Annotated in this window: 23 protein-coding genes and 1 pseudogene; 6 read left to right on the forward strand and 18 right to left on the reverse strand. The window is 72.5% G+C overall.

Annotated features, from left to right (window positions below):
- Positions 1 to 62 precede the first annotated feature (62 nt).
- The gene (gene leuA, locus BLW85_RS14390) at positions 63 to 1784 is read right to left on the reverse strand and encodes a 2-isopropylmalate synthase (RefSeq protein WP_074992259.1); all 1722 of its coding nucleotides are present in this window, start codon (positions 1782 to 1784) and stop codon (positions 63 to 65) included.
- Between the two features lie 342 nt (positions 1785 to 2126).
- Here leuA and BLW85_RS14400 point away from each other — a divergent pair, with 342 nt between their 5' ends.
- The 4 genes and pseudogenes from BLW85_RS14400 to BLW85_RS14415 all read left to right on the forward strand — a co-directional run.
- Positions 2127 to 3197, forward strand: a complete 1071-nt coding sequence (locus BLW85_RS14400) for a M4 family metallopeptidase (protein ID WP_070027017.1) — start codon at positions 2127 to 2129, stop codon at positions 3195 to 3197.
- 25 nt (positions 3198 to 3222) lie between these two features.
- Entirely contained in the window at positions 3223 to 3489 is a 267-nt protein-coding gene (locus BLW85_RS14405) for a protealysin inhibitor emfourin (RefSeq protein WP_070027018.1), read from the forward strand.
- Positions 3490 to 3677: 188 nt separating this feature from the next.
- On the forward strand, positions 3678 to 4136 hold the full coding sequence (locus tag BLW85_RS14410; protein WP_074996073.1) for a pyridoxamine 5'-phosphate oxidase family protein: 459 nt from the start codon (positions 3678 to 3680) through the stop codon (positions 4134 to 4136).
- A pseudogene (locus BLW85_RS14415) lies at positions 4099 to 4350 on the forward strand (IS5/IS1182 family transposase); the annotation flags it as partial. The gene BLW85_RS14410 and the pseudogene BLW85_RS14415, both read left to right, overlap by 38 nt.
- Positions 4351 to 4415: 65 nt before the next feature.
- Here the strand turns inward: BLW85_RS14415 and BLW85_RS14420 are convergent.
- On the reverse strand, positions 4416 to 5426 hold the full coding sequence (locus BLW85_RS14420; RefSeq protein WP_074992260.1) for a hypothetical protein: 1011 nt from the start codon (positions 5424 to 5426) through the stop codon (positions 4416 to 4418).
- 130 nt (positions 5427 to 5556) lie between these two features.
- Here BLW85_RS14420 and BLW85_RS14425 point away from each other — a divergent pair, with 130 nt between their 5' ends.
- The gene (locus BLW85_RS14425; RefSeq protein WP_074992261.1) at positions 5557 to 6870 is read left to right on the forward strand and encodes a GH1 family beta-glucosidase; all 1314 of its coding nucleotides are present in this window, start codon (positions 5557 to 5559) and stop codon (positions 6868 to 6870) included.
- A gap of 27 nt (positions 6871 to 6897) precedes the next feature.
- Here the strand turns inward: BLW85_RS14425 and BLW85_RS14430 are convergent, their stop codons facing one another.
- From BLW85_RS14430 to BLW85_RS14450, 5 genes are all read right to left on the reverse strand, one after another.
- Entirely contained in the window at positions 6898 to 7407 is a 510-nt protein-coding gene (locus tag BLW85_RS14430) for a hypothetical protein (RefSeq protein ID WP_107409121.1), read from the reverse strand.
- A gap of 5 nt (positions 7408 to 7412) precedes the next feature.
- A complete protein-coding gene (locus BLW85_RS14435) occupies positions 7413 to 7922 on the reverse strand; it encodes a nuclear transport factor 2 family protein (protein WP_074992262.1) in 510 nt (169 codons plus the stop codon).
- A 47-nt stretch (positions 7923 to 7969) separates the two neighbouring features.
- Positions 7970 to 8923 (reverse strand): GTPase Era, encoded by a 954-nt coding sequence (era, locus tag BLW85_RS14440; RefSeq protein WP_070027249.1) that lies wholly within the window; start codon positions 8921 to 8923, stop codon positions 7970 to 7972.
- A gap of 187 nt (positions 8924 to 9110) precedes the next feature.
- The gene (locus BLW85_RS14445) at positions 9111 to 9464 is read right to left on the reverse strand and encodes a cytidine/deoxycytidylate deaminase family protein (protein ID WP_074992263.1); all 354 of its coding nucleotides are present in this window, start codon (positions 9462 to 9464) and stop codon (positions 9111 to 9113) included.
- A gap of 38 nt (positions 9465 to 9502) precedes the next feature.
- Positions 9503 to 10381, reverse strand: coding sequence for a helix-turn-helix transcriptional regulator (locus BLW85_RS14450; protein WP_070027024.1), 879 nt, complete (start codon positions 10379 to 10381; stop codon positions 9503 to 9505).
- A 95-nt stretch (positions 10382 to 10476) separates the two neighbouring features.
- On the opposite strand from BLW85_RS14450, the gene BLW85_RS14455 reads away from it, so the two are divergent.
- A complete protein-coding gene (locus BLW85_RS14455; protein ID WP_070027025.1) occupies positions 10477 to 11931 on the forward strand; it encodes an MFS transporter in 1455 nt (484 codons plus the stop codon).
- Here BLW85_RS14455 and BLW85_RS14460 read toward each other — a convergent pair.
- The 11 genes from BLW85_RS14460 to BLW85_RS14510 form a co-directional block, all read right to left on the reverse strand.
- The gene (locus BLW85_RS14460; protein ID WP_074992264.1) at positions 11916 to 12935 is read right to left on the reverse strand and encodes a S66 family peptidase; all 1020 of its coding nucleotides are present in this window, start codon (positions 12933 to 12935) and stop codon (positions 11916 to 11918) included. The two genes, BLW85_RS14455 and BLW85_RS14460, sit on opposite strands and share 16 nt — an antisense overlap.
- 42 nt (positions 12936 to 12977) lie before the next feature.
- Positions 12978 to 13337: an MmcQ/YjbR family DNA-binding protein gene (locus BLW85_RS14465; protein WP_070027027.1), complete on the reverse strand. Its 360-nt coding sequence runs from the start codon at positions 13335 to 13337 to the stop codon at positions 12978 to 12980.
- Complete coding sequence (locus BLW85_RS14470) at positions 13334 to 14629, reverse strand: hemolysin family protein (RefSeq protein WP_070027028.1); 1296 nt, start codon at positions 14627 to 14629, stop codon at positions 13334 to 13336. Before BLW85_RS14470 ends, BLW85_RS14465 begins: the two co-directional genes overlap by 4 nt.
- Positions 14630 to 14638: 9 nt before the next feature.
- Positions 14639 to 15136: an rRNA maturation RNase YbeY gene (ybeY, locus tag BLW85_RS14475; protein WP_070027029.1), complete on the reverse strand. Its 498-nt coding sequence runs from the start codon at positions 15134 to 15136 to the stop codon at positions 14639 to 14641.
- A gap of 12 nt (positions 15137 to 15148) precedes the next feature.
- On the reverse strand, positions 15149 to 16228 hold the full coding sequence (locus BLW85_RS14480) for a PhoH family protein (RefSeq protein ID WP_071828622.1): 1080 nt from the start codon (positions 16226 to 16228) through the stop codon (positions 15149 to 15151).
- A gap of 160 nt (positions 16229 to 16388) precedes the next feature.
- Positions 16389 to 17531 carry a carbohydrate kinase family protein gene (locus BLW85_RS14485; protein ID WP_070027031.1) on the reverse strand — a complete coding sequence of 381 codons (1143 nt, stop codon included), beginning with the start codon at positions 17529 to 17531 and terminating at the stop codon, positions 16389 to 16391.
- 265 nt (positions 17532 to 17796) lie between these two features.
- Positions 17797 to 18786 (reverse strand): adenosine deaminase, encoded by a 990-nt coding sequence (locus BLW85_RS14490; RefSeq protein ID WP_070027032.1) that lies wholly within the window; start codon positions 18784 to 18786, stop codon positions 17797 to 17799.
- A 20-nt stretch (positions 18787 to 18806) separates the two neighbouring features.
- Positions 18807 to 19712 (reverse strand): ribonuclease Z, encoded by a 906-nt coding sequence (locus BLW85_RS14495; RefSeq protein WP_074992265.1) that lies wholly within the window; start codon positions 19710 to 19712, stop codon positions 18807 to 18809.
- Positions 19713 to 19718: 6 nt separating this feature from the next.
- Positions 19719 to 20072, reverse strand: a complete 354-nt coding sequence (locus tag BLW85_RS14500) for a histidine triad nucleotide-binding protein (RefSeq protein ID WP_070027034.1) — start codon at positions 20070 to 20072, stop codon at positions 19719 to 19721.
- A gap of 73 nt (positions 20073 to 20145) precedes the next feature.
- Positions 20146 to 23355 carry a S41 family peptidase gene (locus BLW85_RS14505; RefSeq protein WP_074992266.1) on the reverse strand — a complete coding sequence of 1070 codons (3210 nt, stop codon included), beginning with the start codon at positions 23353 to 23355 and terminating at the stop codon, positions 20146 to 20148.
- A gap of 45 nt (positions 23356 to 23400) precedes the next feature.
- Positions 23401 to 23940: a hypothetical protein gene (locus BLW85_RS14510; RefSeq protein ID WP_208624841.1), complete on the reverse strand. Its 540-nt coding sequence runs from the start codon at positions 23938 to 23940 to the stop codon at positions 23401 to 23403.
- Between the last annotated feature and the right edge of the window lie 10 nt (positions 23941 to 23950).

Raw genomic sequence — 23950 nt, forward strand, 5'->3', positions numbered from 1 at the left:
ACGACGGGGCCCCGGCCGCCGTGCGAGGCGACCGGGGCCGGGAAACCGCCGGTGGGGGTGGGTCAGCGGGCGGCTCGGTTGACGGCCGAGACGACCGCCTTCAGCGAGGCACGCGTCGTGTTCGCGTCGATGCCGATGCCCCACAGGACCTGGCCGTCGATCGCGCACTCGATGTAGGAGGCGGCCTGCGCGGAGGCGCCCTCGCTCATCGTGTGCTCCTGGTAGTCCAGCAGGCGCACGTCGATGCCGATGGCGTGCAGGGCGTCGAAGAAGGCCGAGATCGGACCGTTGCCGGAACCGGTCAGCACGCGGTCCTCGCCGTCCACGGTGGCATCGACGGTGAGGGTGTCCACGCCGTCGTTGTCGGTGGTCGACTGGCCCGTCCTGACCTGGATGCGGCCCCAGGGGTTCTCCGGGTTGGGCAGGTACTCGTCCCGGAAGACCGACCAGATCTCCTTCGGGGTGATCTCGCCGCCCTCGGCGTCCGTCTTCGCCTGGATGATCTTCGAGAACTCGATCTGCATCCGGCGCGGCAGGTCCAGCTTGTGGTCGTTCTTCAGGACGTAGGAGACACCGCCCTTGCCGGACTGCGAGTTGACGCGGATGACCGCCTCGTAGGAACGGCCGACGTCCTTCGGGTCGATGGGCAGGTACGGCACCGCCCACTCCAGGTCGTCCACCGTGACGCCCTTGGCCCTGGCGTCGGCCTCCATGGCGTCGAAGCCCTTCTTGATGGCGTCCTGGTGGGAGCCGGAGAAGGACGTGTAGACCAGGTCGCCCACGTACGGGTGGCGCGGGTGGACCTCCATCTGGTTGCAGTACTCCCACGTACGACGGATCTCGTCGATGTCGGAGAAGTCGATCTGCGGGTCGACGCCCTGGGAGAACAGGTTCATGCCCAGGGTGACCAGGTCGACGTTGCCGGTGCGCTCGCCCTGCCCGAACAGGCAGCCCTCGACGCGGTCGGCGCCGGCCATCAGCGCCAGTTCGGCCGCCGCCACCGCCGTGCCGCGGTCGTTGTGCGGGTGCACCGACAGGCAGACGTACTCGCGGCGGGACAGGTTGCGGTGCATCCACTCGAAGCGGTCCGCGTGCGTGGACGGGGTCGAACGCTCCACCGTGGCGGGCAGGTTGAGGATGATCTCGCGGCCCGGGCCGGGCTGGTAGACGTCCATGACCGCCTCGCAGACCTCCAGCGCGAAGTCCAGCTCGGTGTCGGTGAAGATCTCCGGCGAGTACTGGTAGCCGAACTCGGTCTCGGGGCCCAGCAGTTTCTCGGCGTACTCCATCACCAGGCGGGTGCCGTCGACGGCGATCTGCTTGATGTCGTCCTTGGAGCCGCGGAAGACGACCCGGCGGAAGACCGGGGCGGTGGCGTTGTACAGGTGGACGGTGGCGCGCCGCGCGCCCTTCAGGGACTCCACGGTCCGCTCGATCAGGTCCTCGCGGGCCTGGGTCAGTACGGAGATCGTGACGTCCTCCGGGATCGCGCCCTCTTCCTCGATGATCGAGCGCACGAAGTCGAAGTCGGTCTGGCCGGAGGCGGGGAAGCCGACCTCGATCTCCTTGTAGCCCATCTTGACCAGCTGGTCGAACATCCGGCGCTTGCGCTCGGGCGACATGGGGTCGATCAGGGCCTGGTTGCCGTCTCGCAGGTCGGTGGAGAGCCAGCGGGGGGCGACGGTGATCCGCTGGTCCGGCCAGGTGCGGTCCGGGATGTCCACCTGGTCGTAGCGACCGTACTTGTGGACCGGCATGGAACTGGGCTGCTGGCGGTTGGCCATGGTGCGTGGCTCCTCGATGGGTCTGGCAGGTGTCCGACTGGACGGCCGACGACGCGACGCCAAGCTCCGCGGGGAGGGAGTCGGCCTCGACTACAGACCCTCGCCGCGGCAGCTAAGGAGAAGCAGCCCGAAACGCATGATGCAGCGCAGCCTAGCCGATGCCTTCCAGCATCCGGGGACGCGTTCCAGTATGCGGGACCGGGGAACCAAAAGGGACAAAAAGTGCACCGCATCACATCGCCCTACCACATCGTCACGCCGCGTCGCGCCCACTGTCCCGGTATTTCACCAATGATGGTTGCGAGTAGTGACATCGACGTCACTCAGTGCGATGGTCGGTACATGACGACGAACGGGGGCTTCGAGCCCGTCTTCTGCACGATCGTCCCGCCGCACGTCCTCGACCGGCTGTCCCAGGCCGAGGACCCGGACGTGTCCGCACCCGCCCGCCGCTCCCTGGAGCACGACGCCTTCCAGCGCACCCGGCGCCGGCTGACCACGGTGCTCGGCGCGACCGCCGTCGCCCCGCCGGAAGGTGCCGCCGCCGACCGTCCCCACCGCACCATCTACGACACCCACCACACCCAGGACCTGCCCGGCACCAAGGTCCGCGAGGAGGGCTCCGACCCGGGCCAGGACGCCTCCGTCAACCGCGCGTACGCCGGCCTCGGCGCCACCTTCGACCTGTATCTGAAGGTCTACGGCCGCCGGTCCATCGACGGCAACGGCCTCCCGCTCGACGCCACCGTGCACTTCGGCGAGGGCTACGACAACGCCTTCTGGAACGGCGAGCAGATGGTGTTCGGCGACGGCGACGGCAAGGTCTTCCTCGACTTCACCATCCCCGTCGACGTCATCGGCCACGAACTGACCCACGGCGTCACCCAGCACACCGCGAACCTGGAGTACTTCGGCCAGTCCGGCGCGCTCAACGAGTCGGTCTCCGATGTCTTCGGCTCGCTGATCAAGCAGTACGCGCTGGGCCAGACCGCCGCCGAGGCCGACTGGCTGATCGGCGCCGGGCTGCTCGCGCCGGGCGTGCACGGCACCGCGCTGCGCTCGATGAAGGCGCCGGGCACGGCGTACGACGACCCGAACCTCGGCAAGGACCCGCAGCCGGGCAGCATGGACCACTACGTGCGCACCGGCCGCGACAACGGCGGCGTGCACATCAACTCCGGCATCCCGAACCACGCCTTCTACCTGGCCGCCAAGGCCCTCGGCGGGCACGCCTGGGAGAAGGCCGGGCAGATCTGGTACGACACGGTGACCGGCGGCGAGCTGAAGTCGGACGCCCAGTTCGCCGACTTCGCCAAGCTCACCCTGAAGGCGGCGCGCCACCGCTACGGCGGCGGGGACGAGTTCGAGGCCGTCGAGAAGGCGTGGGAACAGGTCGGGGTGCACACACGCTAGCCCCGCGCACTGCGACACTGGACCCATGCGGATTCAGGTGAGGCGCACAGGCGGTTTCGCCGGCATCGAGCGCCGGGCCGAGGTGGACACCTCGGCCCGGCCCGACGCCCCGGACTGGGACGGCCTGGCCGCGCGCGTGCTCGCGTCCGGCCAGGACACCCCGCCGGCCGGTGTGCCGGACGGCTTCAGCTACGAGATCACGGTGGACGGCCGCACGGTGTACGCGGCCGACCCACGACTGACCGACGAGCAGCGGGAGCTGATCTCCCGGGTGCTCAAGGAGGGCGCTTAGCGGAGGAGCGCCTCCGCGCCTGGCAGCGGTCCTCCTGCGCCCAGGTGTGCTGTCCGGACAGGTTCCCGAGGGCTGTCCCGTAGCTCTTGGTCGCGGGCGGGATGCAGTCGGCCCGCGCCGCAGCCGCCGAGGACGGCCACGTCGGCCACCCGCGAAATTGTCGCGCGGCCAAGGGCGTTGATCGCATCATGACTCAAGGACCAGCACCTCGTCCCCTGTCCGACGAAGCCCTCGCCGGCCTGCTCGGCGAGCAGCAGTTCGGCACGCTCGCAACCGTCAAGCGCAGTGGTCACCCCCATCTGACCACCATGCTGTACAGATGGGACCCGGAGGCCCGCGTTGTGCGGTTCTCGACGACGGCCGACCGGGTGAAGGTCGCGCATGTGCGACGCAACCCACGTGTGGCGTTGCATGTGCAGGGTGGCGACGTGTGGTCGTTCGCCGTCGCCGAAGGCGAGGCCGAGGTCTCCGAGAGCACGACGGCTCCTGGTGACGCCGTCGGGCGGGAATTGCTCGGGATGATCCCGGAGGCTGCGAAGCCTGAGGACGAAGCCGCGTTCCTTGAGCAGCTGGTCGCGGAACGCCGTTTGGTGATCCGGTTGAAGGTGGACCGGTTGTACGGGACGGCGCTCGACATCGACGGCTAGGGTCTTCAAGTCGGCGGCCGACCGCATCCGCGATCACCTCGCACCTCTGCAGGCCCTCTCGCCGGCCCGCGCCTCGAGCAGGAACTACCGGTCCTCGACCAGCCTTCGGGTCGTCATCGACGCCAACAGCCGCCTGGTGGGGGCGATCGGCTTGCCACTGCCCGGCAGCCGCAACGACTGCCGGGCGTTCACCGAATCCGGTGCCGACCGGGCCTCGGCATCGTTCGGCTCCACGACCTGGCCCCCACCGGGTCACTCACATCCCGTACCGGACAACCTCTAGCAGTAGCCCTTCGTGAGGAATCCCCGCCGGCCCGGCGTGCCGAGGTCGAGCGGGATGTCGACGTGGCTCGGCAGGTCGGCGAAGGACGCGTTGGGGAGGATGAACTCCCGCCCGGTGTACCGCTGCCGTACCGTCTGCGCGGCGGCGGGCCGGCACACGAACGGGTTGGCGTACGTGTTGTAGCCCAGTCCCACACCGGTGTTGAGGAATCCGGCGTCCTGGCACTGGTACAGCGCGGCCCGCAGCGCGGCGGCGTTCCGCGGGCCGGTGTAGCGGGTCTGGAAGCCGGCGAAGCAGTCCAGCGAGGAGGCCCCGTCGTACGGCGAGGGCCCGGCGGCCGCCAGCGCGTCCAGGAAGGACCGGTTGCAGCCGATCGCCGCCGAGGGCGCCGCCCCCTTGAGGAGCTGGGCGCGCCTGCACCCGGTCACGTCCTGGAAGGCGCCGACCACGTCCTCCCCCTTGCGCAGCCGCGAGTAGGCGAGCACCAGGTCCCGCTGGGCGGCGAGCGGATAGGCGCCCGTGTTCCCGAACTCCTCGTCCAGCAGCCGGAACCAGGTCTCGAACGCCGGCACCTGCGCCCGCACTCCGGGGGGCAGGGTGTAGACGGCGAGATCGGTCGGCGTGTCCCAGCTGTCGAGGCCCGGGTAGCCGACGAAGGACAGCACACCGACCCCGGTCTTGGGCTGGTCGCCGTACCGGCTGCGCAGTTGCAGATACCGCTCCAGATTGGTGTTCGAGCCCGCCCACGCGTACCAGAAGCCGCTCGGGTAGAGGGTGGTGTCGCCCCGGGTGTGGGTGGTGCCGAACAGGGTGGGCGCCACACAGCGCACCTCGCGCGCGTCCCATGCCGCCCGGTACTCGGCCGGGGTGGAGACGCAGTCGGCCGCCCTGGCCGGACGGGGGTCGGCGAGCGCGCCCGGCGCGGTGCCCAGGACGGCGAACAGGCAGGCCGCGAGCGCGGTCAGCAGGCGCCCGCGCCTCCCGGTGGTCAGCTGATGGAGAGTCATGCGGGACAGTCTCCGAACGCCGTGCCCCCGCATGCCAGTCGATTGGGCCAAGCGGCCCACACCAAGACGCTCTGGAACCGTCGCGTACACGGGCGTTGACTTCGTTACCGGGGGTACGGATGATCCCGCCATGGCGACTGACGCGGGCGATCCGCTCCCCCGGTTCCCGGCCGGCTTCCTGTGGGGGGTCTCCACCTCCGCCCATCAGATCGAGGGCGCGGCCGAGCTGCGCGGCCCGTCCGTGTGGGACGTGTTCACCGCCGAGCCGGGCCGGGTGAAGGACGGCTCCACGGCCGCGGTGGCCTGCGACCACTACCACCGCTACCCCGAGGACGTGGCCCTGCTCGCCGGTCTCGGCGTGAACGCCTACCGCTTCTCCGTCTCCTGGCCCCGGGTCGCCTCCCCGGGCGGCCTGGACTTCTACGACCGGCTGGTGGACGAGCTGTGCGCGGCGGGCGTCCGCCCGGTGCCGACCCTCTTCCACTGGGACCTGCCCGCCCATCTGGACTGGCTGGACCGGGACACGGCCGCCCGCTTCGCCGACCACGTGGCGGCGGTCGCCGGCCGGCTGGGCGACCGGGTCACCAAGTGGATCACCCTCAACGAGCCGGCCGAACACACCCTCCTGGGCCACGCCCTGGGCGCCCACGCCCCCGGCAGGCGGCTGCTGTTCGACGCGCTCCCGGTCGCCCACCACCAGCTCCTCGCCCACGGTCTCGCGGTGCGGGCGCTGCGCGCGGCGGGCGCGCGCGACATCGGCATCGCCAACTCCCACGGGCCGACCTGGCCGGCCTCCGCCGACCCGGACGACGTGGCGGCGGCGGGCTTCTACGACACGCTGCTCAACCGCCTCTTCGCGGAGCCGGTGCTGCTGGGCGGGTACCCGGACGGGCTCGGCGAGCTGATGCCCGGGGACGTCGCCGCCGACCTGCGGGTGATCGCGGAACCGCTGGACTGGTACGGCGTCAACTACTACGCGCCGACCCGGGTGGGCGCCCCGCTGGGCACGCGGGGCGAGTTCGGCGGTGTGACGATCCCGGCCGAACTCCCCTTCTCGGTACGGGAGATCGAGGACCGCCCGCTGACCGACTTCGGCTGGCCGGTGGTACCGGAGGGGCTGACCGAGCTGCTGTGCGGCTTCCGCGACCGCTACGGCGACCGGCTGCCGCCGGTCGTCATCACCGAGAACGGCTGCTCCTACGAGGGCCTGGACGACCAGGAGCGCATCGCCTACCTGGACGCCCATCTGCGCGCCCTGCACGCCGCGCTGGAGGCGGGCGTGGACGTGCGCGGCTACTTCGTCTGGTCCCTGCTGGACAACTTCGAGTGGGCCGAGGGGTACGCGCGCCGCTTCGGGCTGGTGCACGTGGACTTCGACACGCTGGAGCGCACCCCGAAGGCGTCGTACCGGTGGTTCCGGGACGTGCTGCGGGCGCAGGGCTGACGGGGCCCGGCGGCCGGGCGGCCCCCGTCAGCGATAGTCCTCCGGGTGCCCCTGCATCCAGGCGTTGATCCTGTCCCGGACTCCGGTGAGCCGGTCCTGGTGCTTCTTGAGGTTCTCGAAGGAGCGGTCGTCGCCGAGTTCGCGCCGCAGTCCCGCGATCCACGCGAGGGGCTGCTCGAAGTGCGCGGGCCCCTGGGGGTCGGCCTTCATCGCGGCGTCGAGGGCGTCGAGGTTGTCGAGCACGCGGTTCAGGAAGTACGCGCAGTTCCCCGGGGTGGTGCAGCCGTCGTTGTAGGTGGCCTGGAGTACGGCGAAGGCGTCGCGGACCTTCGCCGGGCCCGGTGAGGGCGCCACCGTGCTCGGGTCGTCAGGCTCCTCGGTGGCGGTGACGGGCGCCGCCGCGGGGGCGTCGCGGCTGGGCGACGCCCCCGCGTGCGGAGCCGTGTCCGGTCCGCCGGAACAGGAGAGCAGCGATGACGCCAGGGCCACCATGAGCGTGGCGGCGCCGAGGGCGTGCCGTGCGCGGGCATTGATCATGTCGCCTACGACTTCTCGGCGGCCCCGCTGGTTGCGCCGGCCGCCGCGATCGCGCCGAAGTCGTCCGGAAGTCGCGGAGGAGTGCCCTGCGTCCACACCACCCGCAGCGCCGTCGCGGAGATCCGCCAGCCGTCGGCCGTCCGGACCAGTTCGGTGTCGGCGTGGCCGGCGGAGACGAAGACGCCGCCCGAGCCGTCCGCCAGGACGTGGGTGCTCAACTGGGCACCACGGGCCGTGGCCCGGTCGCCGTCGACCTCGATGACGGCGTTGGTGCCCAGGTGCACGGTGCGGTCGAACAGCGCCATGCCCCGCCGGACGCGGGCCAGCAGGGCGTCGCGGCCGTGCACGGTGCCGATGGGCATCTCCGCGGTGACGTCCTCGGTGTGGAACGCGCGCGCCCACTCCTCGTCGAGGACGCCGTCGTCCAGTGAGCGCAGGTAGCGGTCGAGCAGATCGGTGATCTCGGCACGGTCGGTCAGGGTCCGCAGCTGTCGCCGCGTCTCTTCGGTGTCCATGCCGGAAGACTGCTTCCTCAAGTCCGCTCGAGGTCAAGCGGTGCCCGTCAGAAGCCCAGCTTGCGCAGCTGCTTCGGGTCCCGCTGCCAGTCCTTCGCCACCTTGACGTGCAGGTCGAGGAAGACCGGCGTGCCCAGCAGCGCCTCGATCTGCTTGCGGGACTTGATCCCGACCTCCTTGAGCCGCTTGCCCTTGGGCCCGATGATGATGCCCTTCTGGCTGGGGCGCTCGATGTAGACGTTCGCGTGGATGTCCAGCAGGGGCCGGTCCGCCGGCCGGTCCTCGCGCGGCAGCATCTCCTCGACCACCACCGCGATGGAGTGCGGCAGCTCGTCCCGCACGCCCTCCAGCGCCGCCTCCCGGATCAGCTCGGCGACCATCACCTGCTCCGGCTCGTCCGTGAGGTCGCCCTCCGGGTAGAGCGCGGGCCCCTCGGGCAGCATCGGGACCAGCAGGTCGGCCAGCAGCTCCACCTGCTTGTCGCCGACCGCCGACACCGGCACGATCTCCGCCCACTCGATGCCCAGCTCCTTGCCCAGCTGGTCGATGGCGATCAGCTGCTCGGCGAGGGCCTTGGCGTCCACGAGGTCGGTCTTGGTGACGACGGCGACCTTGGGCGTCTTCTTGATCCCGGCCAGTTCCTTGGCGATGAACCGGTCACCGGGCCCGATCTTCTGGTCGGCCGGCAGGCAGAACCCGATCACGTCGACCTCGGCCCACGTGGTGCGCACCACGTCGTTCAGCCGCTCGCCCAGCAGCGTGCGCGGCTTGTGCAGCCCGGGGGTGTCGACGAGGATCAGCTGGGCGTCCGGCCGGTGCACGATGCCCCGCACGGTGTGCCGGGTGGTCTGCGGCCGGTTCGAGGTGATCGCCACCTTCTGCCCGACCAGAGCGTTCGTGAGGGTGGACTTGCCCGCGTTGGGGCGGCCCACGAAGCAGGCGAAGCCGGCGCGGTGGACGGTTTCCGCCGGCTGCTCGGATGACTGGGTGCGAACGCTCATGCCGTTCATTGTCCCTGATCCCGGAGCCCCCGCCGCACCGCGAATCCCCGGTGACGCTGCGCCAGCGAACCGACACGCAGACGCACCGGTGCGGGACGCGCTCGCGCCCGTCCCGCACCCCGCCACGGTCGCGTTTCCGCGACCTCTCGGCCGGTCTCCTCCGGTGGTTCAGCCCGCGGCCGGTGGTTCAGCCCGCGGCCAGGGTGGCCCGTACCGCGCCGTCCGCGCCCGCGAGCAGCACCGGCGTGTCCGCGCCCCCGAGGTCGGCCACCGCGGCCAGGTCCTCGGCCGGCACCTCCTCGGCGTCGCTCACCACGGCCGCCGCCTCCAGGGAGGCCGCCCCGGACGCCACCGCCATGGCGACGGCGGTGCGCAGCGCGCTGAGCTTCAGCGAGGGCAGGTCCACCGTCCCGGCGACGTAGGTGCGCCCGGTGTCGTCCCGTACGGCCGCGCCCTCGGGCACTGCGTTGCGGGCCCGCGCGGAGCGGGCCAAGGTCACGATCTTGCGGTCCTCGGGGTCGAGCGCGCTGCTGTCGGTCATGCCCCGAGCATACGAAGCCGTACCACGGCGTACGACGCTCACCCCGCCACCGGGTACATCGCGCCCCGCCGGCCCTCCGGGGAGGCCAGCCACTCCAGCTTCTCCGCGGTGTTCGCCTCGTCCAGCGGGGTGTGCAGCACGATCATCAGATCGGGCCGGGCGGGGACCTTCAGCACCGTCGACTCCACGACCAGCAGCCCGGCCAGCGGATGCGACAGCTCCTTGCGCACCTGCCCCTGGTCCTCGATGTCCCGCTCGGCCCACAGCGCCGCGAACTCCTCGCTGGCGGCGCTCGCCTGCGCGAGCACCTCCCGGAAGCCCTCGTCCTCGGGGCGCGCCGCGCACGCGGCCCGGAACTGCGCCACGACGGTGCGCGCGTTGCGCTCCCAGCTGTGGCTGCGCTCCCGGTACAGCGGGTCGGTGAAGAAGTCGATCAGACAGTTCTGGGTGATGCCGGGGCGCATCCCGAGCACGATCGCGGCCGCGTCGTTGTACAGCACGCAGTTGTAGTAGAGGTCCATGATGTGCGCCGGGTACGGCATCCAGGTGTCGATCAGCCGCCGCAGTCCGTCGCACATGTCCCGCTTCCCGGGCGCCACTTGGGGCGCGGGCGGGTTCAGCCCGGCCAGCAGGTACAGGTGCCGCCGTTCGGCGTCGCTGAGCCGCAGCACCCGGGCCACCGCGTCCAGCACCTGCGGGGAGACGGAGATCTCCCGCCCCTGCTCCAGCCACTGGTACCAGGAGGCGCCCACCCCGGCGAGCACCGCGACCTCCTCGCGGCGCAGTCCGGGCGTACGGCGCCGGCCGCCGCCGGCCGGGAGCCCGGCCTCCTCGGGACTGACCCGGGCACGCCGGCTCATCAGGAACTCGCGCAGTTCGTCACGGCGATGACTTCGCGTCGCCTCAGCAGCGGGCATCCGGCGCCCCTCCCCCGTCGGTGCTGTCTGGTGGTGCCACCACCACCATAAGTTGCGACTCCCCACCGGTATTCCGTCCGGCCGAAGCTCTTGCCATGGCGATCGACACCACCACCCAGACCTCCCCCGCGACGACCACCCCACCCGGTGTCCCCCGGCTGTCGACGCGTGACAAGCTCGTCCTGTTCGTGCTGTGCGCGGCCCAGTTCATGGTCGCGCTGGACTTCTCCGTACTGAACGTGGCGCTGCCCGGCCTCGGCCGCGACCTCGGCATGAGCCAGTCCGCGCTCCAGTGGGCCGTCACCGCGTTCGCGCTGCCCTCCGGGGGCTTCCTGCTGCTGTTCGGGCGCGTCGGCGACCTGTTCGGGCGCCGCGGGCTGTTCCTGACCGGGCTGGCCGTGTTCGGCGCGGCCTCGCTGCTGTCCACCCTCGCCTGGGACCCGGCCTCCTTCCTCGCCGGGCGCGCCCTCCAGGGGATCGGCGCGGCGGCGATCGTACCGACCGGCATGTCCCTGCTGACCACCACCTTCCCGGAGGGTCCGGCCCGCGACCGCGCCCTCGGCATCTCCGGCACCCTGCTGTCGCTGGGCTTCACCATCGGCATGGTCGCGGGCGGCACCCTCACCGACACCTTCGGCTGGCGCTCCACGATGGCCCTGCTGACGGTGTTCGCGCTGATCGTGCTGCCGCTCGCGCCGGGCCTGCTGCCGAAGACGCCACCCCGCGGCCCGCACGGCGTCGCGGGTGCCCCGGCCCCGGAGCGCCCACGCCTGGACGTGCCCGGCGCGGTCACCGTCACCACCGGTCTGCTGTCCCTGATCTACGCCCTGTCCACCGCCGCCGACCACGGCTTCGGCCGCGCCGACGTCATCGCGGCCCTGATCGCCGGTCTGGTGCTGCTGACCGCGTTCGCGATCGTGGAGTCCCGCTCGGCCGCGCCCCTGGTCTCGCTGCCGATGCTGCGCCGGCGCACGGTGGCGTGGGGCAACCTGGGCGGTCTGGTCACCTTCTCGATGATGTCCACCATCGTCTTCGTGCTGACCCTGTACCTCCAGGAGATCCTGCGTCTGTCCGCCTTCGAGACCGGTCTGGTCTTCGGCGTCCAGGGCCTGCTGTCCGTCGTGGCCGGCACCCTCGCGCCGAAGGTCATCGGCCGCCTCGGCGCTCGCCGCACCCTGGTCTGCTCACTGACCGGCCAGGGCGCCCTGATCGCGACCCTGCTCCTGCTGGACACCCACGGCTGGTCGGCGTGGCTCGCCACCGCCGCGGTCGCCCTGGCCAGCATGTGCCACCTGGGCGCGATCATCTCCTACGGCCTGACGGTCACCTCGGGCGTCCCGGACGAGGAGCAGGGCCTGGCCACCGGCCTGGTGACCTCCACGCAGCAGGTCGGCATCACGATCGGCATCCCGCTGCTGGGCGTCCTGGCCACCACCTCCGGCGACCTGCTGTCCGGCGTGCACACCGTGGTCGCCCTGGACGCGGCGATCGTCCTCGCCGCCGCGGCCCTGATCGGCCTGGCCCTGCGCCGGACTCAGTCCAGGACCTGAACGATCTCGCTCCGCGCGGCCGTGTGCACCACACGGCCGCGCGCGCCGTTCACCAGCGGGAGGTACGGCGCCACGTGCCCGCACTCGACATCGGCGACGATCGGCACGCCGAGCGGCCCGAGCGCGTCGAGGACGGCCTCGTGCTGGGTGAGGGCCGGCGCGTCGGGGGCGCGGGTGCGGCCGACCAGGACGGCGGCCGCCCGGTCGAAGAACCCGGCGAGGCGCATGCCGTGCAGATGACGGGCGATGGTGAGCGCGCCGTCCTCGCAGGCCTCGACGTAGACGAGCAGCGGCCCGTCGCCCGCGAGGCGCGCCGGGTCGAGGTAACGGGTGCCGGCGAGCGGGGCGACGGTCTCGATGCAGCCGCCGATCAGCCGCCCCTCGACGTCCACGTCCCCGTCGGCGTCGAGCCGCCGCCAGCCGCCCGTGCCCTCCAGGGGCAGTTCGCGCATCCCGGGGTCGCCGACCCAGTCGGGCCGGCCGCCGGTGTAGTGCCGGCCGGGCGGGGTCTGGGCGAACGGCCCGCCCTGGGGCGCGGCCACGACGTCCAGCCAGGACAGCAGCCCCTCGGGCGTCCGGTACGGGGTCTCCATGAGGCAGTTGCCGTGCACGGTCGCCACCCCGGTCAGCAGGGTCAGCGGGGCGAGCACGGTCGACATGTCCGAGTAGCCGACGAGCCAGGTGGGCTCGGCCCGGCCGATCGCCTCGAAGTCCAGGTGGGGCATCAGGTCGATGGCCGTCTCGCCGCCCCACGGCGGCACCACGGCCCGGATCGCGGGGTCGGTCAGCATCCGCGTCAGCTCGGCGGCGCGTTCGGCCGCCGGGGCGCTGACGTGGGTGGCGCCGTCCATGCACCGGCCGACGACCACCTCGTAGCCGCGCGCCTCGACCACCTCGATCGCGGCGTCGAGGCGCGCCCTGAGGGGTCCGGCCACGCCCGAGGAGGGCGAGGTCACGCCGATACGGTCACCGGGGCGCAGGGGGCGCGGGTATCGCGTCGTCATGCACAGGATGTTCCCGAAGGACGACCGCGCCGGGCAACGTGGTTACGGCCGGTCCAGCCGCAGCCGCTGCGCCCTGGGCAGCCCCGCCACGACGAGGTCGTAGGAGTCCTCGACCAGCTCCCGCAGCAGCCGGTCCGGCAGGGCGCCGTCGGCGGTGACGGTGTTCCAGTGCCGCTTGTTCATGTGCCAGCCGGGAACGATCAGGCCCTCGTGGTCGGCGCGCAGCCGTACCGCGTCCTCCGGATCGCACTTGAGGTTGACCGTCAGGGGCCGCGCGCCCAGGTTCGTCAGGGCGAACATCTTGCCCAGCACCTTGAAGACCGAGGTCTGCGTGTCGAACGGGAAGTCCTCCACCGCCGCGTTGAACGACAGGCAGAAGGCGCGCAGCTCCTGGGGGGTCACTCGGGCTTCTCCTCCTCGTCGGACCCGGCGGGTTCCACCAGCACCGTGGCGATCTTGTTCCGGCGGCCGGCCGACGCCTCCGCGGTCAGCTTCAGCCGCCGCTCGTCGGGGAGTTCGACCTGCGCGGACGCGCCCGCGATGGGCACGCGCCCGAGGGCCTTGGCGAGCAGTCCGCCAACCGTCTCCACGTCCTCGTCGTCGTACTCCTCCAGGCCGTACAGCTCGCCGAGGTCGGTGATGTCGAGGCGGGCGGTGACCCGGTAGCGGTCGTCGCCGAGGTCGACGACGGGCGGGAGTTCCCGGTCGTACTCGTCGGTGATCTCGCCGACGATCTCCTCCAGGATGTCCTCGATGGTGACGATGCCCGCCGTGCCGCCGTACTCGTCGATGACGACGGCGACGTGGTTGCGCTCCTTCTGCATCTCGCGCAGCAGATCGCCGGCGTTCTTGGTGTCGGGCACGAACACGGCCGGGCGCATGGCGGTGGACACCAGGTCGCTCTCCGCCTCCCGGCTGATGTGCGTCTTGCGGACCAGGTCCTTCAGGTACACGATCCCGACGATGTCGTCCTCGCTCTCGCCGGTCACCGGAATCCGGGAGAACCCGGAGCGCAGGGCGAGGGTGAGGGCCTGCCGGATCGTCTTGAACCGCTCGATGGTCACCAGGTCGGTGCGCGGCACCATGACCTCGCGCACCAGGGTGTCGCCCAGCTCGAAGACGGAGTGCACCATGCGGCGCTCCTCGTCCTCGATCAGCGACTCCTTCTCGGCGAGGTCGACCAGGGCGCGCAGCTCCGCCTCGGAGGCGAACGGGCCGTGCCGGAAGCCCTTGCCGGGGGTCAGCGCGTTGCCGAGGAGGATCAGCAGCGACGGGACCGGGCCCATCACCCGGGCCAGCGGCACCAGCACGTACGCGGCGAAGGTCGCCGTGTTCAGCGGGTGCTGGCGGCCGATGGTGCGCGGCGAGACGCCGACGGCGACGTACGACACCAGGACCATCACGGCGATGGCGACCAGCAGGGCCTGCCAGGTGGCCGGGAAAGCCTCCAGACAGGCGTAGGTGACCAGGGCGGCGGCCGCCATCTCGCAGGCGACACGGACCAGCAGGGCCACGTTGAGGTAGCGGGTGGGGTCGGCGGCGACCTGCGCCAGCTTGGCGCCGCCGCGCCGCCCGGACTTCACGGCCTCCTCGGCCCGGAAGCTGGAGACCCGGGCGAGGCCCGCCTCCGCGCAGGCGGCGAGCCAGGCGACGACGACCAGCGCGATCGCGCCGATCACGATCTGCGGGGACATACGGCTCGCTTACGAGACGGTCGGCGCCGGGGAGGGCCCGGTCAGGCCGTGCTCGGCCCGCCAGCCGTCCACGATGGCGGCCTGGAGCCCGAACATCTCGGCCTTCTCGTCGGGCTCCTCGTGGTCGTAGCCGAGCAGGTGCAGCACGCCGTGGACGGTGAGCAGCTGGAGCTCCTCGTCCATGGAGTGCTTGGTGGGCGCGTCGGCCCCCTGCTTGGCGGCGACCTCCGGGCACAGCACGATGTCGCCGAGCAGCCCCTGCGGCGGCTCGTCGTCGTCCTTGCCCGGCGGACGCAGCTCGTCCATCGGGAAGGACATGACATCGGTGGGCCCGGGCAGGTCCATCCACTGGATGTGCAGCTGCTCCATGGCGTCGGCGTCCACGACGATCACCGACAGCTCGGAGAGCGGGTGGATGCGCATCCGCGCGAGCGCGTAGCGGGCGATGTCGAGGATCGCCTGCTCGTCGACCTCGGTGCCGGATTCGTTGTTGACGTCGATCGACATGCTCGTGCCGGTCTACTTCCCCTGGGTGCCCTTGGCGCCGGTCCTGCCACGGCCGCCCTTGGGGGAGCCGTTCTCGGTGCCGTTCTTGCTGTCGTACTTCTCGTACGCGTCGACAATACGGCCCACCAGCTTGTGCCGGACGACATCGTGGGACGACAGCCGGGAGAAGTGGACGTCCTCGACGCCCTCCAGGATCTCCTGCACCTGCCGCAGACCCGACTTCTGCCCGTTCGGCAGGTCGACCTGCGTCACGTCACCCGTGATCACGATCTTCGAGTCGAAGCCGAGCCGGGTGAGGAACATCTTCATCTGCTCGGGGCTCGTGTTCTGGGCCTCGTCCAGGATGATGAAGGCGTCGTTGAGCGTGCGGCCGCGCATGTAGGCCAGCGGCGCGACCTCGATCGTGCCGGAGGCCATCAGCTTCGGGATGGAGTCCGGGTCGAGCATGTCGTGCAGCGCGTCGTACAGCGGGCGCAGGTACGGGTCGATCTTCTCGTAGAGCGTGCCGGGCAGGAAGCCGAGCCGCTCGCCGGCCTCGACCGCCGGACGGGTCAGGATGATCCGGTTGACCTGCTTGGACTGGAGCGCCTGCACCGCCTTGGCCATGGCCAGGTACGTCTTGCCGGTACCGGCGGGGCCGATGCCGAAGACGACGGTGTGCTTGTCGATCGCGTCGACATAGCGCTTCTGGTTGAGGGTCTTCGGGCGGATGGTGCGGCCACGCGAGGACAGGATGTTCTGCGTCAGCACCTGGGCCGGGGTCTCCGGTCCGTCGCTCGTACCGTTCTCGCTCGCCTTGAGCATGGCGATCGAGCGTTCCACTGCGTCCTCCGTCATCGGCTGCCCGGTGCGGAGCACCAGCATCATCTCGTCGAACACGCGCGAGATCAGGGCGACGTCGACGGGATCGCCGGCCGCGCTGATCTCATTGCCCCGGACGTGGATGTCGGCCGCCGGGAAGGCCCTCTCGATCACGCGCAGAAGGGAGTCACCGGAACCCAGCACGGTCACCATGGGGTGCTGGGCGGGGACGGTGAACTGCGCTCTCGCCTGCTCCTGCGCGGGGGTGTGAGCTGTGGGTGTCTGTGTCATGGGCCGGCGCTGAAGGCCTGCGCTTCCTCCTGATCACGGCCGCCACGACGCAGGGCGGCCTCGTCCCCTCCAGGGTACGCCGGACGGCTGACAAGCCCGTAGGGCTTTTCCGACGCGCACCTTCCGGGACCGGCCGGCCCCCGCCCCCGTCCCCGTGCCGTCAGCCGGAGCGGCGGAACCCGATCGTGGGCACCGCCCGGCGCAGCGGCCAGGGCCGGTCCAGTTCCTCCGGCACCAGCCGGTCGAGGAACGCGTACCGGCGCAGCGCCGCCCGGTCCTGCCCCGGCACGGACTGGACCCGCCGCCACCACGCCCCGATCTCCGACCACCCCGGCGCCGACAGCGACCCCCCGAACTCCTGCACCGACAGCGCCGCCGTGAGTCCCGCGAACGCCAGCCGGTCCGCCAGCGGCCACCCCGCCAGGGACCCGGTCACGAACCCGGCGACGAACACGTCGCCCGCGCCCGTGGGGTCCAGCGCCTCCACCGCGATGGCCGGCACCTCCGCCGCCTCCCCGGTGCGCCGGTCCACCGCGTACGCCCCCTCGGACCCGAGGGTCACCACGGCCACCGGCACGTACTCGGTCAGCGCGTGCGCCGCGAGCCGCGGGCAGTCGGCGCCCGTGTACCGCTTGGCCTCCTCCGCGTTCGGCAGGAACGCCTCGCAGTGCTCCAGGTCGGGCAGCCCGGCGAGGTCCCACGCGCCGGTCTCGTCCCAGCCGACGTCGGCGAAGATCCGGGTGCCCTCCCGCGCGGCCTGCGCGATCCACGGCGCCCGCCGCCCCGGGGTGAGCGAGGCGACGGCGGCCCGGGCGCGCGGCGGGCAGTCGGGGGCCGGCTCCTCCGGCGGCGGCTCGTGCCCGTGCGAGACCATGGTCCGCTCGCCCTCGTACGCCATGGAGACCGTCACCGGCGAGTGCCAGCCGGGCACCGTGCGCGACGCGGCGAGGTCGATGCCCTCGCCCTGGGCGAGCGCGTCCCAGCAGTACTCCCCGTAGTGGTCGTCCCCGAAGGCCGCGGCGAGCGAGGTGCGCAGCCCGAGGCGGGCCAGGGCGCTGGCCATGTTGGCGACGCCGCCGGGGCTGGAGCCCATGCCGCGGGCCCAGGACTCGGTGCCGCGCACGGGCGCCGAGTCCAGGCCGGTGAAGATGATGTCGAGGAAGACGGTGCCCGTGAGGTAGACGTCCCAGGGCGGGTCGCCGGGCTCGCGCAGCGCGGCGAGCGGGTCGACCTGGGCCTGCCTGCGTCCGGCCTGGGTGAGGTGCTCGGGTTCCTCTCCGGTGAGGGTGTGCGACGAGGTCACGGTGCGCTCCCTGACGTGTGCGGGTCTGGCCAGTGTGCACCACGGCGACCACCGCGCACGGGCATACGGCCGGGTCCGCGCACGCGAAGAGCCCCACCCCGCACACGGCGGGATGGGGCTCGCGTAGAGCGCCGGGCAGGCCTTGCACCTGCATCTCCCCACAGGAAGTGGGGCGTCTTTCCTTGGACCACCAACGCACTGCCGGGCTCCGGGAGTTGCCCCGGCGGCCTCGACATGATCAAGCATATCCCATGCCGGGGACCGCTCAGAACGCGTAGGCCGCCACCTCGGCGAGACAGCGGGCGCGGCGCTCCTCGTCGTCCTCCAGGAAGGAGGCGAGGAAGGAGTTGCGGGCCAGCTCGCGCAGCCGGTCCTCGCCCAGGCCCAGGGTCTCGCCCACGGCCCGGAAGTTGTCGTCGGCGTACCCGCCGAAGTAGGCCGGGTCGTCGGAGTTGACCGTGCACAGCAGCCCGGCGTCCAGCATGGCCGGCAGCGGGTGGTCGGCCAGGGTGTCCACGGTGCGCAGCCGGACGTTGGACAGCGGGCACAGGGTGAGCGGGACGCGCTCCCGCACCAGCCGCTCCACCAGGGCCGGGTCCTCCATGCAGCGCAGCCCGTGGTCGACGCGCTCGACGCCGAGCACGTCCAGGGCCTCGGTGATGTACTCCGGCGGCCCCTCCTCGCCGGCGTGCGCCACCCGGCGCAGGCCGAGCGCGGCGGCGGCCTCGTACACCTCGCGGAACTTCGCCGGCGGGTGCCCGACCTCGGCCGAGTCCAGGCCGATGCCGGTGATCCGGTCCAGGTACGGCCGCGCGGCCTCGAGGGTCTCCAGCGCGGACTCGGCGGACTCGTCGCGCAGGAAGCACAGGATCAGCCGGGTGGAGACGCCGTGGTTCTGCTCGCTGCGGCCGAGCGCCCGCCACAGCCCCTCCACCACCGTGCCCATGGTCAGGCCCCGGGCGAGGTGGGCCTGCGGGTCGAAGAAGATCTCCGCGTGCCGCACGCCCTGCGCGGCGGCGCGGGCCAGATAGGCGTTGGCCAGGTCCTCGAAGTCGCGCTCGGTGCGCAGGACGGCCATCAGCTCGTAGTACAGGTTCAGGAACGACTGGAGGTCCTGGAACCGGTACGCCTCGCGCAGCTCGTCGGTGTCGGCGTACGCCAGCTCCACGCCGTTGCGGGCGGCCAGCTCGAAGGCCAGCTCCGGCTCCAGCGTGCCTTCGATGTGGAGGTGCAGTTCTGCTTTGGGGAGGGGCATCAGAGCATGGTACGAGCCCTTCACCGTCGTTTCGGAACCGGCACTCTCTGCAGGTCGTACGCCACGGTCAGCTCCCCCGTGAAGCCGGCGGCCCGCGCCTGCCGCTCGAACTCCTCCGGCTCCGGGTAGCGCTGGCTGAAGTGGGTCAGCACGACGTGCCGCACCCCCGCGTCCCGCGCCACGGCTCCGGCCTGACCGGCCGTCAAGTGGCCGTGTTCCGCGGCCAGTCGCTCGTCCTCGTCCAGGAAGGTGGACTCGATGACGAGCAGGTCGCAGCCCTCGGCGAGCGCGTGCACGCCCTCGCAGAGCCGGGTGTCCATGACGAACGCGAACCGCTGTCCGCGCCGTACCTCGCTGACCTCCGCCAGCGTCACGTCCCCGAGCCGCCCCTCGCGCTGGAGCACGCCCACGTCCGGGCCCTTGATGCCGTGCGCGGCGAGCCGCTCGGGCAGCATCCGGCGGCCGTCGGGCTCGGTCAGCCGGTAGCCGTAGGACTCCACCGGGTGCGACAGCTTCCGGGCCTGAAGGGTGTACGACGGCGTCACCGCGAGGATGCCGTCGGCGGCCACCGGCGCCTCGGCGAGGCGGACGGTCTCCCGGTAGGCGGTGGCGTACCGCAGCCGGTCGAAGAAGCGCTGCCCGGAGGCCGGGTAGTGCGCGGTGACCTCGTGCGGTACCTGGTCCAGGTTGATCCGCTGGATGACCCCGGCGAGGCCGAGGGAGTGGTCGCCGTGGAAGTGGGTGACGCACAGGCGGTTCAGGTCGTGGGCGGCGACCCCGGCGCGCAGCATCTGCCGCTGGGTGCCCTCGCCGGGGTCGAACAGGATGCCCTCGCCGTCCCAGCGCAGCAGATAGCCGTTGTGGTTGCGGTGCCGGGTCGGGACCTGGCTGGCGGTGCCGAGCACCACCAGTTCACGGACGGACACGGCCTGCTATCCGGGCGGCCACTGCAGGCCACGGCCGCCGAGGACGTGCGCGTGGGCGTGCCAGACGGTCTGGCCGGCGCCGCTGCCGGTGTTGAAGACGAGGCGGTAGCTGTCGAGCTTCTCCTCGTCGGCCACGGCCTTGGTCTCGCGCAGCACGTCGGCGGCGAGCTCCGGGGCGCCCGCGGCCAGTTCGGCGGCGTTCGCGTAGTGGGCCTTGGGGATCACCAGGACGTGGGTGGGCGCCTGGGGGTTTATGTCCCGGAAGGCGACGGTGGTGTCCGTCTCGCGGACGACGGTCGCCGGGACGCGACCCGCGACGATCTCGCAGAACAGGCAGTCCTCTTGCGGTTCTCCGGGCATGCGCCGCTCCTCTGTGCCGGTGATCGTTACGGGGGCATGGTAGTCGTTCGGGTGACGCGTGCGCGGTGGCCGGTCAGTCGGGCAGGGCCGGCGGTGTCTTCGCGGGCGAGGCCGCCAGCGCCTCCAGCGCCAGCCTTATCGCCTCGTCCAGCTGGGTGTCCGTGCCCCGCGCCCAGTCCTGGGGGCGCTGGACGACCTCCACGTCCGGGTCCACGCCGTGGTTCTCCATGTTCCAGCCCTGGCCCTCCAGCCAGGTGGCGTACTTGGGCTGGGTGACCAGGGTGCCGTCGACCAGGCGGTAGCGGCTGTCGACGCCGATGACGCCGCCCCAGGTGCGGGTGCCGACGACCGGACCGATGCCGAGGGCCTTGATCGCGCCGTTGACGATGTCGCCGTCGGAGCCGGAGAACTCGTTGGCGACGGCGACGACGGGGCCGCGCGGGGCGTCGCCCGGATAGCTCTCGGGACGCATGCCGCGGGGCACGTCCCAGCCGACGATCCGGCGGGCCAGTTTCTCCACGACGAGCTGGGAGGTGTGGCCGCCCCGGTTCTCGCGCACGTCCACGATCAGACCCTCGCGGGCGACCTCGACGCGCAGGTCGCGGTGGAGCTGGGCCCAGCCGGGCGCCTGCATGTCGGGCACGTGCAGATAGCCGAGGCGGCCGCCGGAGCGCTCGTGGACGTGGGCGCGGCGGCCGGCGACCCAGTCGTGGTAGCGCAGCGGCTCCTCGTCGGCGAGCGGGACCACGACGACGTGGCGGGCCTCGCCGCCGCTGGAGGGCGAGACGGTGAGTTCCACGGGGCGTCCGGCCGTGCCGGTCAGCAGCGGGCCGGGGCCGGTCACCGGGTCGACCGGGCGGCCGGCGACGGCGAGGATCGCGTCCCCGGGGCGGACGGCGACGCCGGGCGCGGCGAGCGGGCTGCGCGCTTCGGGGTCGGAGGTCTCGCTGGGCAGGATGCGGTCGATGCGCCAGCTGCCGTCCTCGTGGCGGGAGATGTCGGCGCCGAGCAGACCCTGGCGGGGGCCGCCGCCGTAGCCGCCGCGCGGGATGACGTAGGCGTGCGAGGTGCCGAGTTCGCCGTGCACCTCCCACAGGAGGTCCACCAGGTCGTCGTGGGTGGCGAGGCGGTCGAGGACGGGACGGTAGCGGTCGAGGACGCCGTCCCAGTCGACGCCGCCCATGTCGGGCCGCCAGAAGTTGTCCCGCATGATGCGGCCCGTCTCCTCGTACATCTGCCGCCATTCCGCGGCGGGGTCGATCGTCTGCCGGATGCGGCCGAGGTCGACGGTGATGTTGGAGTCGCTGTCCTCGTCGGCGGAGGCGCGCCGGTCGCTGGGGACGACCTTCAGCTTGCCGTCGGTCCACAGCAGCACCCGCTTGCCGTCGCCGCTGACCTCGATCCGGTCGGCGTCCGCGGCCAGGTGCTCCAGGCGCTGCTGGACGAGGTCGTAGCGCTCCAGCTCGGTGTGCGGGTCGGGGTCGTCGGGGGTGGCGCGGGAGGCGCCGAGGACGCCGTGCAGCGGGTGCCGCAGCCAGAGCACGCCGTCCTTGGCGGCGCGCAGGTGGGAGTAGCGGGCGGCCTCCACCGGGAAGGGCACGATGCGGTCGGCGAGCCCGTCGAGGTCGATCCGGGTGGTGGGCACGCCCTCGCTGTCCGGGGTCTCCTCCTTGTCGGAGGTCTCGAAGGGGCGGCCGTGGCGCTGCGGTCCGAACGGGGACGGGGTGGTGGCGGCGAGGGTGATCAGGTAGGGGCGGGTGCCCTCCACGAAGGCCAGGTCGAAGGCGTGCTCGTCGTAGACCGGGTCGAAGGAGCGGTTGGAGAGGAAGGCGAGGTGCCTGCCGTCCAGGGTGAAGGCGGGCGCGTGGTCCCGGAAGCGCAGCGGGGTGGCCTCGCTGACGGTCAGGTCGGTGGTGTGGGCGAGGCGCAGCTGGCTCAGCGGGCGCGGGCCGGGGTGGCTCCAGGCGAGCCAGGCGGAGTCGGGCGAGAAGGTCAGGTCGCGTACGTCGCCGTCCTCGCTGCGGTCGACCTCGCGGACCTCGCCGGTCTCCCGCTCGACCAGCAGCAGCCGGCCGTCGTGGGAGGCGACGGCGGCGCGGCTGCCGTCGGGCGCCATGGCGAGTGCGAGGACCCGGCCGAGCCGTCCGGCGGCCAGCCGGCGCGGGGTGGCGCCGAGGGCGAGGCCGGTGGCGGGCGCGAACTCCAGGGCGTCCTCGCCCTCGGCGTCGGTCACCCACACCACCCATTCCTCGCCGTCGGCGCGGAAGGTGCGGGGCAGCCGGGCGCGGACGCCGGGTTCGGCGGCGAGCGCGCGCACCGGCCCGGCGCGGTGGGTGACCCAGTGGACGGTGCCGCGCACGGCGACCGCGCTGCCCCGGGCGGTGTGGTCGGGCGCGGCCGAGCCGAACCAGCGGGAGGTGCCCGTCTGGAAGGGCTGGAGGTCCACGCGGGGGCCGCCGAGGCGGATGTCCAGGGGGCGCGGGGCGGCGCCGTCGAGGTCGTCCAGCAGCCAGAGCCGGCCGGCGCTGGAGTAGACGACGCGGGTGCCGTCGGTGGTGGCGTGGCGGGCGTAGAAGCCGTCGAGCGGCGAGTGGCGGCGCAGGTCGGAGCCGTCGGCGCGGGAGGAGTACACGGCGCCGGTGCCCTCGTGGTCGCTGAGGAAGGCGATGCGGTCGCCGACCCAGCCGGGGTGTTCGATGTTCCCGTCCAGTTCCTCGTGCAGCCGGACGAACTCCCCGGTTCCCTCCCGGTCGATCCACAACTTGCCTGCGGTGCCGCCCCGGTAGCGCTTCCACCAGGCGGCCTCGCGGCCCATGGGGGCGGACAGCAGCACGGTGTGCGGGCCGAACGCGACGTCGCCGACCGGGCCGTAGGGCAGGGTGGCGGCGGGTCCGCCGTCGAGCGGGACGGCGCGGGCCCAGGTGCGGCGCAGGCTGGGCTGACCGGCGGTGCTCAGCGCGAGGACCTGTCCCCCGGGGGTCCAGCCGCGCACCTGGGTCCGCGAACTGCCCCAGTGGGTCAGGCGCTTGGCGGGTCCGCCCTCGACGGGGGCGATGTGCACCTCGCGGGCGCCGTCGCGGGTGGAGGTCCAGGCGAGGGTGGTGCCGTCGGGCGAGATGCGGGGGTGGTCCACGGGCACGTTGTCCGCGCTGACCCGCCAGGCGCGGCCCCCGTCGAGGGGGGCCAGCCAGACGTCGTCCTCGGCGACGAAGGTCACCAAGTCGCCGTGCAGGTGCGGGAATCGGAGGTAGCCGGAGGTTCCTGTCGAAGCGCCCTGAGTCACCCCGTCACCATACGCAGCGGACGCCGTTCGCGGGTCCTTTTCCGATCACTTGCCCTGGGCCGGCGGGCAGGCGGGATCACCCGTGCACCAGACGGTGCGGGTGACGGTGACCGTCACGACGGGACGCGGGACGGCGGGGGCGTACGACGGCCGGTACGCCGGGCCGGGCGCGGCACCGCAGTCGCCGAGCCCGCTGACGTGGAACACCTGTCTGCCGCCCACCCTGGCCCGCAGGTCCCCGCGTACGCAGACGCCGTCGACGGCCCTGGTCACCTCTCCGTTGACGGTGATCCTGCGGCGGTCCCTGGTCTCGCCCTGGCAGTCGACGGCGACCACGGCGCTCGCGCCCGGCGCGGACGCCGCCACCGCGGCACCGCCGCCCCGGTCGCCGCCGCAGGTCAGCCAGCCGACGTCGACGTGCTGCCGGGTCAGCTCCGCGGTCGCCGTGCCGTCGGTGGTGTAGGCGACGGTCGCCGGCCCGAGCTGATCGGGCTCGCAGGCCACCAGGGCGCCCGCGCCCGCGAGCACGAGCCCGGCGACGCCGAGCACCCGGCGCCGGGCCCGGGTCCACATGAATGCCCCCATGCACGGCAGA

It is taken from the genome of Streptomyces misionensis (assembly GCF_900104815.1).
Taxonomy (GTDB): domain Bacteria; phylum Actinomycetota; class Actinomycetes; order Streptomycetales; family Streptomycetaceae; genus Streptomyces; species Streptomyces misionensis.

Excerpts from the sequence above, each read along its gene's own strand:
- leuA (WP_074992259.1), bottom strand. The coding sequence starts at position 1,784 with ATGGCCAACCGCCAGCAGCCCAGTTCCATGCCGGTCCACAAGTACGGT.
- BLW85_RS14400 (WP_070027017.1), top strand. The coding sequence starts at position 2,127 with ATGACGACGAACGGGGGCTTCGAGCCCGTCTTCTGCACGATCGTCCCG.
- BLW85_RS14405 (WP_070027018.1), top strand. The coding sequence starts at position 3,223 with ATGCGGATTCAGGTGAGGCGCACAGGCGGTTTCGCCGGCATCGAGCGC.
- BLW85_RS14410 (WP_074996073.1), top strand. The coding sequence starts at position 3,678 with ATGACTCAAGGACCAGCACCTCGTCCCCTGTCCGACGAAGCCCTCGCC.
- BLW85_RS14420 (WP_074992260.1), bottom strand. The coding sequence starts at position 5,426 with ATGACTCTCCATCAGCTGACCACCGGGAGGCGCGGGCGCCTGCTGACC.
- BLW85_RS14425 (WP_074992261.1), top strand. The coding sequence starts at position 5,557 with ATGGCGACTGACGCGGGCGATCCGCTCCCCCGGTTCCCGGCCGGCTTC.
- BLW85_RS14430 (WP_107409121.1), bottom strand. The coding sequence starts at position 7,407 with ATGATCAATGCCCGCGCACGGCACGCCCTCGGCGCCGCCACGCTCATG.
- BLW85_RS14435 (WP_074992262.1), bottom strand. The coding sequence starts at position 7,922 with ATGGACACCGAAGAGACGCGGCGACAGCTGCGGACCCTGACCGACCGT.
- era (WP_070027249.1), bottom strand. The coding sequence starts at position 8,923 with ATGAGCGTTCGCACCCAGTCATCCGAGCAGCCGGCGGAAACCGTCCAC.
- BLW85_RS14445 (WP_074992263.1), bottom strand. The coding sequence starts at position 9,464 with ATGACCGACAGCAGCGCGCTCGACCCCGAGGACCGCAAGATCGTGACC.
- BLW85_RS14450 (WP_070027024.1), bottom strand. The coding sequence starts at position 10,381 with ATGCCCGCTGCTGAGGCGACGCGAAGTCATCGCCGTGACGAACTGCGC.
- BLW85_RS14455 (WP_070027025.1), top strand. The coding sequence starts at position 10,477 with ATGGCGATCGACACCACCACCCAGACCTCCCCCGCGACGACCACCCCA.
- BLW85_RS14460 (WP_074992264.1), bottom strand. The coding sequence starts at position 12,935 with ATGACGACGCGATACCCGCGCCCCCTGCGCCCCGGTGACCGTATCGGC.
- BLW85_RS14470 (WP_070027028.1), bottom strand. The coding sequence starts at position 14,629 with ATGTCCCCGCAGATCGTGATCGGCGCGATCGCGCTGGTCGTCGTCGCC.
- ybeY (WP_070027029.1), bottom strand. The coding sequence starts at position 15,136 with ATGTCGATCGACGTCAACAACGAATCCGGCACCGAGGTCGACGAGCAG.
- BLW85_RS14480 (WP_071828622.1), bottom strand. The coding sequence starts at position 16,228 with ATGACACAGACACCCACAGCTCACACCCCCGCGCAGGAGCAGGCGAGA.
- BLW85_RS14490 (WP_070027032.1), bottom strand. The coding sequence starts at position 18,786 with ATGCCCCTCCCCAAAGCAGAACTGCACCTCCACATCGAAGGCACGCTG.
- BLW85_RS14500 (WP_070027034.1), bottom strand. The coding sequence starts at position 20,072 with ATGCCCGGAGAACCGCAAGAGGACTGCCTGTTCTGCGAGATCGTCGCG.
- BLW85_RS14510 (WP_208624841.1), bottom strand. The coding sequence starts at position 23,940 with ATGGGGGCATTCATGTGGACCCGGGCCCGGCGCCGGGTGCTCGGCGTC.